The sequence below is a fragment of the Pseudomonas sp. PICF141 genome (assembly GCF_002286815.1).
Lineage (GTDB): Bacteria > Pseudomonadota > Gammaproteobacteria > Pseudomonadales > Pseudomonadaceae > Aquipseudomonas.
Window position 1 is genome coordinate 62,785 of record NZ_MUNM01000069.1, and the last position, 13,904, is coordinate 76,688.

The 13,904-nt window shown below is 59.6% G+C and carries 13 protein-coding genes; 9 read left to right on the plus strand and 4 right to left on the minus strand.

Annotated elements, in window-relative coordinates:
• Positions 1-58: 58 nt before the first annotated feature.
• Positions 59-2,443, minus strand: coding sequence for a hybrid sensor histidine kinase/response regulator (locus BZL43_RS20000; protein ID WP_095633895.1), 2,385 nt, complete (start codon positions 2,441-2,443; stop codon positions 59-61).
• A 439-nt stretch (positions 2,444-2,882) separates the two neighbouring features.
• On the opposite strand from BZL43_RS20000, the gene BZL43_RS20005 reads away from it, so the two are divergent.
• The 4 genes from BZL43_RS20005 to BZL43_RS20020 all read left to right on the plus strand — a co-directional run bounded on the left by BZL43_RS20005 (position 2,883) and on the right by BZL43_RS20020 (position 6,418).
• A complete protein-coding gene (locus BZL43_RS20005) occupies positions 2,883-3,680 on the plus strand; it encodes a hydroxymethylpyrimidine/phosphomethylpyrimidine kinase (protein ID WP_095633896.1) in 798 nt (265 codons plus the stop codon).
• 32 nt (positions 3,681-3,712) lie between these two features.
• Positions 3,713-4,336, plus strand: coding sequence for a thiamine phosphate synthase (gene thiE, locus BZL43_RS20010; protein ID WP_095633897.1), 624 nt, complete (start codon positions 3,713-3,715; stop codon positions 4,334-4,336).
• An 18-nt stretch (positions 4,337-4,354) separates the two neighbouring features.
• Positions 4,355-5,638, plus strand: a complete 1,284-nt coding sequence (gene hemL / locus BZL43_RS20015; protein ID WP_095633898.1) for a glutamate-1-semialdehyde 2,1-aminomutase — start codon at positions 4,355-4,357, stop codon at positions 5,636-5,638.
• 225 nt (positions 5,639-5,863) lie between these two features.
• Positions 5,864-6,418: a tetratricopeptide repeat protein gene (locus BZL43_RS20020; RefSeq protein ID WP_095633899.1), complete on the plus strand. Its 555-nt coding sequence runs from the start codon at positions 5,864-5,866 to the stop codon at positions 6,416-6,418.
• Between the two features lie 112 nt (positions 6,419-6,530).
• Here BZL43_RS20020 and BZL43_RS20025 read toward each other — a convergent pair whose 3' ends face one another.
• Complete coding sequence (locus tag BZL43_RS20025; protein ID WP_007894425.1) at positions 6,531-6,860, minus strand: DUF1820 family protein; 330 nt, start codon at positions 6,858-6,860, stop codon at positions 6,531-6,533.
• 132 nt (positions 6,861-6,992) lie between these two features.
• On the opposite strand from BZL43_RS20025, the gene miaB reads away from it, so the two are divergent.
• From miaB to lnt, 5 genes are all read left to right on the plus strand, one after another.
• Positions 6,993-8,321: a tRNA (N6-isopentenyl adenosine(37)-C2)-methylthiotransferase MiaB gene (gene miaB, locus BZL43_RS20030; RefSeq protein WP_168185118.1), complete on the plus strand. Its 1,329-nt coding sequence runs from the start codon at positions 6,993-6,995 to the stop codon at positions 8,319-8,321.
• 203 nt (positions 8,322-8,524) lie between these two features.
• Positions 8,525-9,541 carry a PhoH family protein gene (locus tag BZL43_RS20035; RefSeq protein WP_095633901.1) on the plus strand — a complete coding sequence of 339 codons (1,017 nt, stop codon included), beginning with the start codon at positions 8,525-8,527 and terminating at the stop codon, positions 9,539-9,541.
• Positions 9,534-10,028, plus strand: a complete 495-nt coding sequence (gene ybeY / locus BZL43_RS20040; protein ID WP_095633902.1) for an rRNA maturation RNase YbeY — start codon at positions 9,534-9,536, stop codon at positions 10,026-10,028. The genes BZL43_RS20035 and ybeY overlap by 8 nt, the downstream gene beginning before the upstream one ends.
• 5 nt (positions 10,029-10,033) lie before the next feature.
• Positions 10,034-10,873: an HlyC/CorC family transporter gene (locus BZL43_RS20045; protein ID WP_007894419.1), complete on the plus strand. Its 840-nt coding sequence runs from the start codon at positions 10,034-10,036 to the stop codon at positions 10,871-10,873.
• Between the two features lie 15 nt (positions 10,874-10,888).
• Positions 10,889-12,412, plus strand: coding sequence for an apolipoprotein N-acyltransferase (lnt, locus tag BZL43_RS20050; RefSeq protein WP_095633903.1), 1,524 nt, complete (start codon positions 10,889-10,891; stop codon positions 12,410-12,412).
• Positions 12,413-12,498: 86 nt separating this feature from the next.
• Here lnt and BZL43_RS20055 read toward each other — a convergent pair whose 3' ends face one another.
• Positions 12,499-13,260, minus strand: coding sequence for a YdcF family protein (locus tag BZL43_RS20055; protein ID WP_095633904.1), 762 nt, complete (start codon positions 13,258-13,260; stop codon positions 12,499-12,501).
• 106 nt (positions 13,261-13,366) lie between these two features.
• Complete coding sequence (locus tag BZL43_RS20060) at positions 13,367-13,687, minus strand: hypothetical protein (RefSeq protein ID WP_095633905.1); 321 nt, start codon at positions 13,685-13,687, stop codon at positions 13,367-13,369.
• Between the last annotated feature and the right edge of the window lie 217 nt (positions 13,688-13,904).

A 13,904-nucleotide genomic window follows, 5' to 3' on the forward strand; every position in this document is an offset into this window, starting at 1 on the left:
CAGCCAAGGGACTTTCAGTTAAGCACCGCCCCGAAGCTGAACAAAGTGGCATATCTGCCTAACTGTCGGCGCTTTCGCCTTGCCCCGGGCAGAGTACCCGTCGAGAGAGCGCCGTCTGCAAATCTTCGAATTTCACTGGTTTGTTCAGGTAGTCGACGAAGGTATCGCTCGGACGATAGGCCCGGTCTGCGCTCAGGCCAAGCATGAACACGGGTAATTCGGCACAACCTGGCAAGGCGCGGATCCGGCAGCAGATCGAGGCGCCGTCCAGTGGCGGCAGCTGACCATCGAGCAGCACCGCGTCAACGGCTTCATGCTGCAAATGATCGAGCGCCGCGGCGCCGCTGTCAGCGGTGCACACGCGGAACCCAAGTTTGAGCAACATGCCACGCATCACCAGCTGATTGATGCTGTTGTCATCGACCAGCAACACCGTGCAATCCTGAGGCACACGCAGATCGGTGGCTTGCGCGGTGATTGCGGGCGCAGGTTCCACCACCGGCAGCGGCAGCTCGAACTCCACGTCCAGTTGAAAGCGACTGCCGCGTCCCGGTTCCGAGCGATGACTCAGACGCCCGCCGAGCAACTCGACCAGTTGCCGACAAATGGCCAGGCCAACGCCCAGGCCACCGTATTCACGGGTCATTGAACCATCGAGCTGGAAGAAGCGCTGATACAGCGTTGCCTCCCCCAGATCGGTAAAGCCAATGCCGGTATCGATCACCGCAAAGGACAGCGCCAGCCGATCGGGCGCCACCGGTTTGCCCGTCACCCGCAGCGCCAATCCGCCGACCCGGGTGAATTTGATCGCGTTATCCAGCAGGCATTCCAGGCATTGCGTCAGCTTGCCGCTGTCGCCGTGCAAACGATCCGGCAACCCAGGCGTAACCTCCACCTTGAAGTCCAGCGACTTGCCCGATGCATTGCCATCGAACTGCAGGCGCAAGGCCTCGACCACACTGCGCAAACTGAAGGTGTCCGGATAGACCTTGAGCTTGCCGGCCTGCAACTCGGTCAGGGTCAGGATGCCGTTGACCATGCGCATCATGTCCCGCGCCGAACCGGCGGCCGTTTGCTGGTATTGCTCCAGCTCGGGATTCATCTCGACGGTCTGCATCAGTTCCAGCGAGCCAATCACACCGTTCATGGGCGTGCGCAGTTCATGGGTCAGAGTGGCGAGGAATTCGTCCTTGAGCTTGTTACTGTGGGCCAGTTGCTGGTTCAACACTTCGAGCTTCTGGCCAGCATCAAACAGGGTTTGCGCCTGTTGCTCACGCATGGCGTTGATGCGATCGGCCAGGGCCAGGGACAGCAGCGCCACTTCGATCGCCGAGCCGATCTGGCTGGCGTACATGGTCAGGAATACGTTAGGCAAATAACCCAGCACCATCAGGGTATTGACCACGCCTCCGAGCAGGAACGCCGACCAGGCAATGATGAAATACCGCGCGACCCGCAGGCCACGCCACCAGGCGAAAATCCCGGCGGCGAAAATCACCACGGTGAACACCAACGCCAGCAACGTCGCCAGACGCAGGGCCAGGGCGTAATGGGTCATCAAGGACAACCCGACCACCAGCGCACTGAACGCAATCAACGCCAGCAGCAAACGGTCGAGCCAGCGACTGTGGGTGGCCGTCTGCAAAAAGCTGCGGGCGAACTGGCTGCCGAACAATCCTGAACAGCCGATGAAGAACGGCGTCGCGGCGTTGGCCCACCAGGGATTGTCGGGCCAGAAATACTCAACGGCTGCGCCGTTCACCGACAGCTGATACAAGCCGAAAGAGGCGATATAAACGATGTAATAGAGGTAGCTGGTGTCGCGCACGCTGAGGAAGATGAACAGGTTGTAGACCAGCATCCCCAGCAACACTCCGTAAATCAGGCCCAGTACATAGAGCCGTACCGGCTGCTCTTCGAGGTAAGCGGTGCTCGACCACAACGTGACGGGCGCCTGAACCGAGCCTTGGCTTTGCAGACGCAAATACACGGTTTGCGCCTGCTCGGGCGCAAAATTCAGACCAAACAGATAGTTGTTCTGGCGGATCTCGCGAGTGGCGAACGGCAACGCATCGCCGGTCTGCCGGACCAATTGATACTCACCGCCCGTGTCGGGCACGTACAGATCCAGGTGATCGAGAGGCGGATAAGCCACTTCCAGCAACCAGGACCGTTGCGCCGACGGGTTGGTCGGGCGGTATTGCAGGTCAATTTTCAGCCAGAACGCAGAACGCGAATAACCGGCGTTGAGGGTGTTTTTATCATGAAGCTTGAATTGCCCGGCCGCCGCCTGCGCACGGACTTCGGCGATGGTCGCCTGACCGCCCGCGTCTTCATAAACCTGCATCGCTCGGCCCAGGGGAAGGCTCTGGGTAAACTCGTCGAACTCGACGGCGCTCGCCAGGAGGGGCAAGCACAACAGCAACATCAGCAAATAGCGCATTTAAGCCCCAGCGTGGCCTGTCCGGTTGTGTCAGGAAGCCCCCCATTCCTTTTGAGCAGACGTAAAACCGGTATTACCTGTGATTGGTTTGGATCCACTCTAGCATAGCCGTTGGTGGCCATTGAACACCATTGAAATTTTTCCTGCGAAGGCTCTAGAACAAGCGTTCCAGCTCTATACATTGAGTTAGAGCTGTAGGCTTGGTCAGGTTGTGACAAGGGTACCCCGGCACACATCCCTCTGTAGCAGTTGCCGAAGGCTGCGTTCAACGGCGAAGCCGTTGCGAAATCAATCACCGCAGTGCATCAGGCTAACCGTGATCACAGGCTTGACGACCGCTACGCGGCCGAACGCAGCCTTCGGCAGCTGCTACAGGGACCGCGTCACGATTCACGGGCCGACACCCGAAAAAACATGTTTGGTGGTAAGCTCGCGCACCATGAATATCTACAGCTCTCGCCCCGTTGTCCTCTGCCTCTCCGGCCACGACCCAAGTGGTGGCGCCGGCTTGCAGGCAGATATCGAAGCCCTGCTCGCTCAAGGTTGTCATGCGGCTCCGGCCGTCACTGCCCTGACCGTGCAAGACACCGTCAATGTCACTGACTTCCGCGTGCTCGATCGCGAGTGGGTGTTGGCCCAAGCCAACGCCGTGCTCAACGACTCCGAAGTCGCCGCCGTCAAACTGGGCATGCTCGGTTCCCTGGAAATGGTCGACACCGTGGTCGAACTGCTCTCGGCGCACCCGCATTTGCCGGTGGTCTGCGACCCGGTGCTGCGCGCCGGCGGTGGCGGGCGACTGGGCAAGGATGAAGTCGGCTACGCCATGCGCGAACGCCTGTTGCCGCTGTCAATCATTGCCACCCCCAACCTTCCCGAAGCTCGCATCCTCGCCGAACTGCCCGAAGGCACCGCGGACGAGTGCGCCGACAAACTTCTGCCGTTCGTCAAACACCTGCTGATCACCGGCGGTCATGGCGATGAACACGAAATACACAATCGCCTGTACAGCCGCGACGGTCACCGCGAAACCTTTACCTGCCAGCGCCTGCCCGGCAGTTACCATGGTTCCGGTTGCACACTGGCCAGCGCCCTCGCCGGTCGTCTGGCCCAGGGTGAACACCTCGCCAGTGCCGTAAAGAGCGCGCTTGACTACACTTGGCGCACCTTGCGTGATGCGGAGCAGCTGGGCAAAGGCCAGTTCGTGCCGCGCCGCTTGCCGCTGGATTTCTGTTCGTAACTTTCTATGCGTAAAGCGCAGAGGCTTGTCCGATGAAACTACGTGGCCTGTACGCCATTACCGACAGCCAGTTACTGGCCGGTAAATTTCTTTCGTACGTGGAGGCGGCGCTCGAAGGCGGCGTCACCCTGCTGCAATACCGCGACAAGAGCAGCGACGAGGCCCGCCGCCTGCGCGAAGCCGAAGCCCTGCGCGATCTGTGCGAACGCTACAAGACCCAGCTGATCATCAACGATGACGCCGAACTGGCCGCGCGCCTGAATGTCGGCGTGCACCTGGGCCAGACCGATGGCCCGCTGATGCCGGTTCGCGCACTGCTCGGTCGTCAGGCGATCATCGGTTCGACCTGCCACGCGCAACTCGCACTCGCCGAACAAGCCGCCAAAGAAGGCGCCAGTTACGTCGCCTTCGGTCGCTTCTTCAATTCCAATACCAAACCCGGCGCACCGGCCTGCAGCCTCGACCTGCTTGATCAGGCGCGCAGCAAACTGCACCTGCCAATCTGCGCGATCGGCGGCATCACGCTGGACAACGCTGCGCCGCTGGTGGCCCACGGGGTCGACTTGCTGGCGGTGGTGCACGGCCTGTTTGGCGCCGAGAGTACGGCTGAAGTGACACGCCGCGCCCGCGCCTTTAACGAATTGTTCAAATCCTGATTTTTTGAGAGCCCGATCATGTCTCGTTCCGAAACCCTGTTTGCCAATGCCCAGAAACACATTCCAGGAGGCGTGAACTCGCCTGTTCGTGCGTTCAAGAGTGTTGGCGGCACGCCGCTGTTCTTCAAACACGCTGAAGGTGCCTACGTCACCGACGAAGACGACAAGCGTTATGTGGATTACGTCGGTTCCTGGGGGCCAATGATTCTCGGCCACAGCCATCCGGACGTGCTGGACGCGGTGCGCAAACAGCTGGAACACGGCCTGTCCTACGGCGCCCCGACCGCGATGGAAACCGAAATGGCCGATCTGGTCTGCTCGATCGTGCCGTCGATGGAAATGGTGCGCATGGTCAGCTCCGGCACCGAAGCGACCATGAGCGCCATTCGTCTGGCCCGTGGCTTTACCGGCCGTGACAGCATCATCAAATTCGAAGGCTGCTACCACGGCCACTCCGACAGCCTGCTGGTCAAGGCCGGTTCCGGCGCCCTGACCCAAGGCGTACCTAGCTCGGCCGGTGTACCGGCGGCGTTCGCCAAACACACCCTGACCCTGCCGTTCAACGACATCGATGCGGTAGAAACCCTGCTCGCCGAAGTCGGCCAGGACGTGGCGTGCATCATTGTCGAACCAGTGGCCGGCAACATGAATTGCGTACCGCCGGCACCGGGCTTCCTCGAAGGCCTGCGGACTCTGTGCGACAAACACGGCGTGGTGCTGATTTTCGATGAAGTGATGACCGGTTTCCGTGTCGCCCTCGGCGGCGCCCAAGCCCATTATGGCGTCACGCCGGACCTGAGCACCTTCGGCAAAATCATCGGTGGCGGTATGCCGGTGGGTTGCTTCGGCGGCAAACGCAAGATCATGGAACACATCGCACCGCTGGGGCCGGTCTACCAGGCCGGCACGTTGTCGGGTAACCCACTGGCGATGGCGGCGGGCCTGACCACGCTGCGCCTGATCAGTCGTCCTGGTTTCCACGCCGAGCTGAGCGACTACACCAGCCGTCTGCTCGATGGTCTGCAACAGCGCGCCGACGCCGCTGGCATTCCGTTCGTGACTACTCAGGCCGGCGGCATGTTCGGCCTGTACTTCAGCGGCGCTGACGACATTGTGACCTTTGAGGATGTAATGGCCAGTGATGCCGGCCTGTTCGGGCGTTTCTTCCACCTGATGCTTGAAGGCGGCGTGTACCTGGCGCCAAGCGCCTTCGAAGCCGGTTTCACCTCGATCGCCCACGGCGAAACCGAGTTGAAACTGACGCTGGACGCCGCCGAGCGTGCGTTCGCCGCATTGAAATAAATGCTGTAACGCTGACGTTGGCCATTGCCAGCGTCAGCTTCCACCTGCATCCGCGCCCTTTTCCTGCTCTTCTGCCAATAATCCTCCGCAAAATGGGCGATATATTCCCCGCGCAGCAGAAAAACGAGTAAAGACTTTGTAAGGTTGGCCCTGCTTATTTCATAATGCGCGCTTATTGGATCCCCTCGATGGGTCCACGCGCCCTTCAGAGGTAAGTCGATTCCCATGAACCGCACCGGCCGCACCCTTGCATTGGGCTGCCTGTTGCTCCTTCAGCCCCTGCTCGCGCTCGCACAAGCAGGCGGCAACTCGTTGTTGATCCCGGCGATGGGTCGCTGCACCCTCAATACTCAGCCGCAAGACCTGACGCAAGCGCTCGCCGCCTGTCAGAAAGCGTCGGATGAAGGGGATGCGCAAGCGCAATACGAGTTGGGTGAATTCTATTACGACGGCAAAAACGCGCCGCGCGACCTCAATCAAGCCCTGAGCTACTTCGAAAAGGCCTCGCTGCAAGGCCACGCCCAGGCGCAATTCAAACTCGGCACCATGTTCTTCCGTGGCGAAGGCGTACCTGCCAATAACGTTCAGGCGTATATCGTGCTGAAAATGGCCGCGGTCAACGGTGCCGAAGAGGCGCTGGACACCGCCGATGAAGTCGCCGAAAAAATGCCCCGCGAAGACCTGGAAGTCGCTACCCAGGTGCTGGGGCAAATTTTCCGTAAATACCTCATGGAATTGCAGAGCGCCGATGGGCGTACGCCTTTCTCACCGCTACCTTGAATTCTGCGTTGGTCTTTCTGGCCTCTTCGCGGGCAAGCCTCGCTTCTACAAGGGCAGCGCTGGCCTGTAGGAGCGAGGCTTGCCCGCAAAGGGAGCGACCCGGTCTCGAAGACTACTTCTCAGGCATCGGCATCGGAAACGGCATGACATTGCCGACCGCGCCGCGGGCTTCGCTGATTTTCGGGGTGCCGAGGCGCTCGACTTCGTCGATGCGCACAATCGAATGCATTGGCACGAAACTGCGGACAACGCCTTCGAATTGAGCCTTGAGCTTCTCTTCGCTCGGATCGACGACCACTTGCGTGCGCTCGCCAAAGACGAACTCTTCCACTTCCAGGAAGCCCCACAGATCACTTTGATAGATCTGCTTGGCATACATCTCGTACACCTGGCCCTGATTGAGGAAAATCACCTTGTAGATTGGAGCTTCACGTTTGGTCATGGTGGGCGGATAACATCGGGGGTCAAAATGAGGGCGCGAACTATAGCATAGCCACCGGACGCGCAACGGTAGGAACCTGGGAGCATGTTCCCTATAATGCGCGGTTCTTTGAATCACGTGATGACTCTATCCATGGCCAAGAAGCTTTACATCGAAACCCACGGCTGCCAGATGAACGAGTACGACAGCTCGCGCATGGTCGATCTGCTGGGTGAACATCAGGCCCTGGAAGTCACCGCTCGCGCTGAAGATGCCGACGTGATCCTGCTTAATACCTGCTCGATCCGCGAACGTGCCCAGGACCGGGTGTATTCCCAGCTGGGGCGTTGGCGCGAACTTAAACTGGCTAATCCGGACATGGTCATCGCCGTTGGCGGTTGCGTGGCCAGTCAGGAAGGGGCGGCGATCCGTGATCGCGCTCCGTATGTCGACGTGGTATTCGGCCCGCAGACCCTGCACCGCCTGCCGGAAATGATCGACGCCGCACGCAATACCAAACTGCCGCAAGTCGACGTCTCGTTCCCGGAAATCGAAAAATTCGACCACTTGCCCGAGCCGCGCATTGACGGGCCGAGCGCTTACGTGTCGGTCATGGAAGGCTGCAGCAAGTACTGCACGTTCTGTGTGGTGCCTTATACGCGTGGTGAAGAAGTCAGCCGACCGTTCGACGACGTGATTGCCGAGATCATTCACCTGGCCGAAAACGGCGTACGGGAAGTGACCTTGCTGGGGCAGAACGTCAACGGTTATCGCGGCACCACCCACGATGGGCGCCTGGCTGATCTGGCGGAATTGATCCGGGTAGTGGCCGCTGTCGAGGGTATCGAACGGATTCGCTACACCACTTCGCACCCACTGGAATTCTCCGACAGCCTGATCCAGGCCCACGCCGAGGTGCCGGAGCTGGTGAAACACCTGCATTTGCCAGTGCAATCGGGTTCCGACCGGATCCTCGCGGCGATGAAACGCAATCACACTGCGCTGGAGTACAAATCCAAGCTGCGTAAATTGCGGGCGGCCGTACCGGGGATCTGCATCAGTTCTGACTTCATCGTCGGCTTCCCGGGCGAGACCGAAAAAGACTTCGAACAGACCATGAAGCTGATCGAAGACGTCGGCTTCGACTTTTCCTACTCGTTCGTTTATAGCCAGCGCCCGGGCACGCCAGCTGCCGATCTGGCCGACGAAACGCCGGAAGAACTGAAAAAAGAACGCCTGAACGCCCTGCAACATCGCCTGAATCAACAAGGCTTCGAGATCAGCCGACAAATGGTGGGCTCCATTCAGCGGATTCTGGTTACCGATTATTCGAAAAAAGACCCCGGTGAACTGCAAGGCCGGACCGAGAATAATCGTATCGTCAACTTCCGCTGCGACAATCCGACCCTGATCGGGCAGTTCGCCGATGTGCACATCGATGCCGCGCAACCGCACTCGCTACGGGGCTCGCTGCTCCCATAACGCAGCAAAACCTGTAGGAGCGAGGCTTGCCCGCGAAGGCCGCGCCGCAGTCTGTCTGCCGGACCGCGTTATCGTTCTTCGCGGGCAAGCCTCGCTCCTACAAGGACGGTGCTCAACATTGGTCTGTTTAAGAGCTTTCGCACCCAGGCGACTGGCGCTATCCTTGATTCATCATAATTGCCCTTGGGCGGCTAAATACGACCTTGAACGCACCCATAGAACCACATCGTTTCATCCTCGAGCCTTTTGAAGCTCGCCGCTTCGCCAATCTGTGCGGGCAATTCGACGAGCATCTGCGCTTGATCGAACAGCGCCTCGCGATCGAGATCCGCAACCGCGGAAATCAGTTCGAACTGATCGGCGAGCGCAAGCACACCACCTCAGCGGAAAACCTGCTGCGCCGCTTGTACCGGGAAACCAAAGGTACCGAGCTGTCGCCCGACATGGTTCACCTGTTCCTGCAGGAATCGGCCGTCGAGGAACTGGACAATCATTCTCCCGCCGAACCGTCCGTCGCCTTGCGCACCAAGAAAGGCATGATTCGCCCACGCGGCTTGAATCAAGTGCGCTATGTGAAGGAAATTCTCGGTAACGACATCAACTTCGGCATCGGCCCGGCCGGTACCGGCAAGACCTATCTGGCCGTTGCCTGCGCGGTCGATGCGCTGGAACGCGAGCAGATTCGCCGCATTCTGCTGGTTCGTCCGGCGGTTGAAGCGGGCGAAAAGCTCGGCTTCCTGCCCGGCGACCTGTCGCAGAAAATCGACCCCTACCTGCGCCCGCTTTATGACGCGCTCTACGAAATGCTCGGCTTCGAATACGTAGCCAAGCTGATCGAGCGCCAAGTGATCGAAGTCGCGCCGTTGGCCTACATGCGCGGTCGTACGCTGAACAACAGCTTCATCATCCTCGACGAAAGCCAGAACACCACCGTCGAGCAGATGAAAATGTTCCTGACTCGCATCGGCTTCGGCTCCACGGCGGTCATCACCGGTGACATCACCCAGGTCGACCTGCCGAAAGGCACCAAATCCGGGCTGCATCATGTGATCGAGGTGCTCAAGGACGTTCCGGGTATCAGCTTTACCCACTTCATGCCCAAGGACGTGGTGCGCCATCCATTGGTGCAACGCATCGTCGAAGCCTATGAGCGCTTCGAAAATCGCACAGCCGACGAAACGGCGAAGCCTTCTCCCAAGGACACTCGCCCCGATGCTTGAGCTTGACCTGCAACTGGCTAGCGAAGCGTCTGCCCCAAGCGAAGCCGAATTCCGCCAATGGTGCGAACTGGCCCTGCGCCAGCGCACCGCCGACTCCGAAATGACCATCCGTCTGGTCGATGAGGAAGAAGCACGCGAACTGAACTTCACCTGGCGGCAGAAAGACTACGCCACCAACGTTTTGTCGTTCCCGGCCGATGTCCCCGATGAGTTTCTCGATATTCCCCTGCTCGGTGATCTGGTGATCTGCGTAGCGGTAGTCGAACGCGAAGCGGCGGAACAAGGCAAGGAAGTAAAGGCCCACTGGGCGCATCTGGTCATTCACGGCTGCTTGCATCTGCTTGGTTACGACCACATAGATGACGACGAAGCCGAAGAAATGGAAGCACTGGAACGAACGTTGCTTGCAGAGCTGGGTTATCCGGACCCTTATGCGGACGACGAAACAGACACATCCCCCATCGTGACAACAAAGGATTCAGAGTAATCGCTATGAGCGAAGATCGATCGAGCAACGGGCAGAAGTCCTGGCTGGGTAAGCTCACCCAGGCTTTTGCCCATGAGCCGAAAAACCGCCAGGAGCTGCTGGAGCTGCTGCGCGACGCACATCAAAACAAGTTGCTGGACAGCGAAGCGCTGGCCATCGTCGAAGGCGCCATCCAGGTTGCGGACCTGCAAGTACGGGACATCATGGTCCCGCGCTCGCAGATGATCAGCATCAAGGCGACCCAGACACCTCGCGAGTTCCTGCCGGCCGTGGTCGACTCGGCCCACTCCCGCTATCCGGTGATCGGCGAAAGCCACGATGACGTGATGGGTGTGTTGCTGGCCAAGGACTTGCTGCCGCTGATCCTCAAGGAGAACGGCGACAGCTTCAACATCAAGGACCTGCTGCGCCCGGCTACCTTCGTGCCCGAGTCCAAGCGCCTGAATGTGCTGCTGCGTGAATTTCGCGCCAACCATAATCACATGGCCATCGTCATCGACGAATACGGCGGCGTGGCTGGCCTGGTGACCATCGAAGACGTGCTGGAACAGATCGTCGGCGACATCGAAGACGAGCACGACGTCGAAGAAGACAGCTACATCAAGCCGCTGCCCAGTGGTGATTTCCTGATCAAGGCCCTGACGCCGATCGATAACTTCAATGAGTTCTTCGACAGCGAATTCTCCGACGATGAATTCGACACCGTTGGCGGCTTGGTGATGAGTGCGTTCGGGCACCTGCCAAAACGCAACGAAATCACAGAAATCGGCGCCTATCGCTTCCGCATCCTGAACGCCGACAGCCGTCGGATTCACTTGCTGCGTCTGACCCCTATTGCCCGGTAAACATTAAGGAAAGAAATGCACTGGATGACCCGCCCCGGCTGGCCCGGTAACCTGCTGGCCATGGCGGCCGGTGCACTCACTACCCTGGCCCTGGCGCCGTTCGATATCTGGCCGCTGGCCTTGCTGGCGGTCGGTCTCTTTTACGCCGGTTTGCGTGAACTGAGCCCCCGCCAGGCCCTGGGTCGTGGCTGGTGCTTCGGTTTCGGCCTGTTTGCCGCGGGCACCAGCTGGATCTACTACAGCATTCACAACTTCGGTGGCGCATCGGTGCTGCTGGCCGGGTTGTTGATGCTCGCCTTCACCATGGCGATTGCCTGGTTCTTCGCCCTGCCCGCCTGGATTTGGGCGCGCTGGCTGCGCCGTAACGAAGCGCCGCTGGCCGATGCCTTGGCATTTGCGGCGTTGTGGGTGGCCCAGGAAGCCTTTCGCGGCTGGTTCCTTACCGGTTTCCCCTGGCTCTATTCCGGTTACAGCCAGCTCGACGGCCCATTGGCCGGGCTCGCGCCGGTCGGCGGGATGTGGCTGATTTCCTTCGCGCTGGCCCTGACGGCTGCGCTGATCTACAACGCTGCGCGCCTGGTACGCACCGGTCGTGCAGGCTTCATCGCTGTCGGCGTGCTCCTGCTGGCAGGCCCATGGGTGGCCGGCATGGCGCTCAAAGAACATGCCTGGACCAGCCCGGCAGGCGACCCCCTGAGCGTCGCGGCGATTCAGGGCAACATCGAACAAAGCATGAAGTGGGACCCCTCACAGCTCAATGCGCAATTGGCGCTGTACCGCGACATGAGTTTGAGCTCCAAACGCGTCGACCTGCTGATCTGGCCGGAAACGGCGGTCCCGGTACTCAAGGAGTCCGCCGAGGGCTACCTGAACATGATGGGAAGTTTCGCCGCCGAGCGTAAATCCGCGCTGATCACCGGTGTGCCGATTCGCCAGGAACTCCATCACCAAAAGCGTTATTTCAACGGTATTACCGTCGTCGGTGAAGGCGATGGCACATACCTGAAGCAAAAACTGGTGCCGTTCGGCGAATACGTGCCACTGCAGGAAGTTTTGCGTGGCCTGATCGCTTTCTTCGACCTGCCGATGTCCGACTTTGCCCGTGGGCCGGCCGATCAAGCGCTGCTGCAAGCCAAGGGTTATCAGATTGCACCGTTCATCTGCTACGAAGTGGTCTACCCGGAATTCGCCGCCAGCCTCGCTGCCCGTAGCGATTTGCTGCTGACCATCAGCAACGACACCTGGTTCGGCACCTCGATCGGCCCGCTGCAACACTTGCAGATGGCGCAGATGCGTGCACTTGAAGCCGGCCGCTGGATGATCCGCGCCACCAATAACGGCGTGACGGGGCTGATCAACCCGTTCGGTCAGATCACGGCGCAGATTCCGCAGTTCGAACAAGGCATCCTGTATGGCGAAGTGGTGCCGATGCACAACCTCACGCCGTATCTGGAATGGCGCTCGTGGCCATTGATCATCAGTTGCATGTTGTTGTTTGGTTGGGCATTGGTGGCGAACCGGATGGCGAAGACCGTTTAAGTATCGTGCCGCCTGTAAAAGATCGCAGCCTTCGGCAGCGCCCAACGGGCGCGTAGGAGCTGCCGAAGGCTGCGATCTTTTGATCTTCAACGATAAAACAACGAATACCCGATCTGCCCCACCGCTTCATTCATCAATTGCCCGCTCTGCCAGATCGATTTGAATTCCGGCAACCAGCCGCCCAGCGGTCGGGCATTGTCCACGCCTAAAAACCCTACGGGCGCTGGCACCACTTCAAATCCGGCCTGCCGGAAACTCCAGACCGCTCGCGGCATATGCCAGGCCTGAGTCACGACCACCACCCGCTTGATTCCTTCCGGCAACAACACCTGGGCGCTGAATTGCGCGTTTTCCCACGTCGTGCGGCTGCGCCCTTCCTGCCAACGCACGGTCACGCCGAAATCATCGAGCAACGAGTCCGCCATCAGCTTCGCTTCGGTCGGTGGTGTGCCGTAATGCAGACCACCACTGGTCAGAATCGGCAAGCCAGACGCCTTGGCCAAGCGCGCGGCATAGCGCTCGCGCCCCAGGCCCACGCCCGTCGGCTGGTCAACGCCCCAAGCCGGATCGCCACGCTCACGCCCTGAACCCAGCACCACGATTGCATCGGCGCGCCGACTCAGGGTTGCCCATTCTTCGCGCGCCAGCGGCGGCTCTCGCTCCAGAGCCTTGGCACTCCATTCCACCACCACCGGCAGGCTCATCAACCAGAAGCCGCCCACGCCCAGGACGAAACACAACCCCGCCAGCCTGGGCCTGGAGCGGCGCCACCACCAGGCAAGTATCAGCAATAGCAATAAAATGCCGGGTGGCAATAGAATTTGTTTAACGAAATAACGAAAAGGCATCGAGCATCTCCATAGATGCCCGAAGCCTAGGTGGGTTGATGCAATGCGACAATAAGCGTTGAAGGACTTTGTTTCAAAAAACCATTTTCCATGGCTTCAAGTGCCCTTACTTGAATTGCAAAGACCGGACCTTTACCGCGCCTTTGCCGGGTGCCTTATCCTTGAGCCAGATGACCTTGGCCGAACGCGGTGCCTCGAGTTGCTTCACTGCTGCTGACAAGCATCCGTGCGTTTCACGTTCACTACGATCCAGATAGGCCTTGACCAGTTCAAACTCTGCGGGGCTCAAACCACGCAGCTCCAGCTCCAGGGGACGCTCATCACGCAGCCGTCCGGCTGTTTTGGCCGTGTCCAGGGCCATTGCGAGACGGTCTATCAGTTTTTCGTATAGCTCCGGTTTTGTAGCTTTTTGCTGTGACTCAACCATCCATCACCTCATTGAAGATAAGACTCACTCCCCTTTTAGAGCTTAGCCTCGCTGAAAAAACCGGCTGAGTGCCGCGACCAACGGCCCTCGGGGCAGGTATTGGCCGCATCCTTGCGTGTAATCAGGGTTTCCCTCGGTAGAGTGCGGTCATGTATGCTACGGCGCTTCCTGTAACTCCACTTCCAGCTCGCCTGGGCACCGAAACGTCGATTTGGCG

What these genes read in the sequence shown, in the direction of transcription:
- lnt (WP_095633903.1), top strand. Translation starts at nt 10,889, where the DNA reads ATGCACTGGATGACCCGCCCCGGCTGGCCCGGTAACCTGCTGGCCATG.
- thiE (WP_095633897.1), top strand. Translation starts at nt 3,713, where the DNA reads ATGAAACTACGTGGCCTGTACGCCATTACCGACAGCCAGTTACTGGCC.
- miaB (WP_168185118.1), top strand. Translation starts at nt 6,993, where the DNA reads ATGGCCAAGAAGCTTTACATCGAAACCCACGGCTGCCAGATGAACGAG.
- hemL (WP_095633898.1), top strand. Translation starts at nt 4,355, where the DNA reads ATGTCTCGTTCCGAAACCCTGTTTGCCAATGCCCAGAAACACATTCCA.
- ybeY (WP_095633902.1), top strand. Translation starts at nt 9,534, where the DNA reads ATGCTTGAGCTTGACCTGCAACTGGCTAGCGAAGCGTCTGCCCCAAGC.
- BZL43_RS20060 (WP_095633905.1), bottom strand. Translation starts at nt 13,687, where the DNA reads ATGGTTGAGTCACAGCAAAAAGCTACAAAACCGGAGCTATACGAAAAA.
- BZL43_RS20000 (WP_095633895.1), bottom strand. Translation starts at nt 2,443, where the DNA reads ATGCGCTATTTGCTGATGTTGCTGTTGTGCTTGCCCCTCCTGGCGAGC.
- BZL43_RS20005 (WP_095633896.1), top strand. Translation starts at nt 2,883, where the DNA reads ATGAATATCTACAGCTCTCGCCCCGTTGTCCTCTGCCTCTCCGGCCAC.
- BZL43_RS20020 (WP_095633899.1), top strand. Translation starts at nt 5,864, where the DNA reads ATGAACCGCACCGGCCGCACCCTTGCATTGGGCTGCCTGTTGCTCCTT.
- BZL43_RS20025 (WP_007894425.1), bottom strand. Translation starts at nt 6,860, where the DNA reads ATGACCAAACGTGAAGCTCCAATCTACAAGGTGATTTTCCTCAATCAG.
- BZL43_RS20055 (WP_095633904.1), bottom strand. Translation starts at nt 13,260, where the DNA reads ATGCCTTTTCGTTATTTCGTTAAACAAATTCTATTGCCACCCGGCATT.
- BZL43_RS20045 (WP_007894419.1), top strand. Translation starts at nt 10,034, where the DNA reads ATGAGCGAAGATCGATCGAGCAACGGGCAGAAGTCCTGGCTGGGTAAG.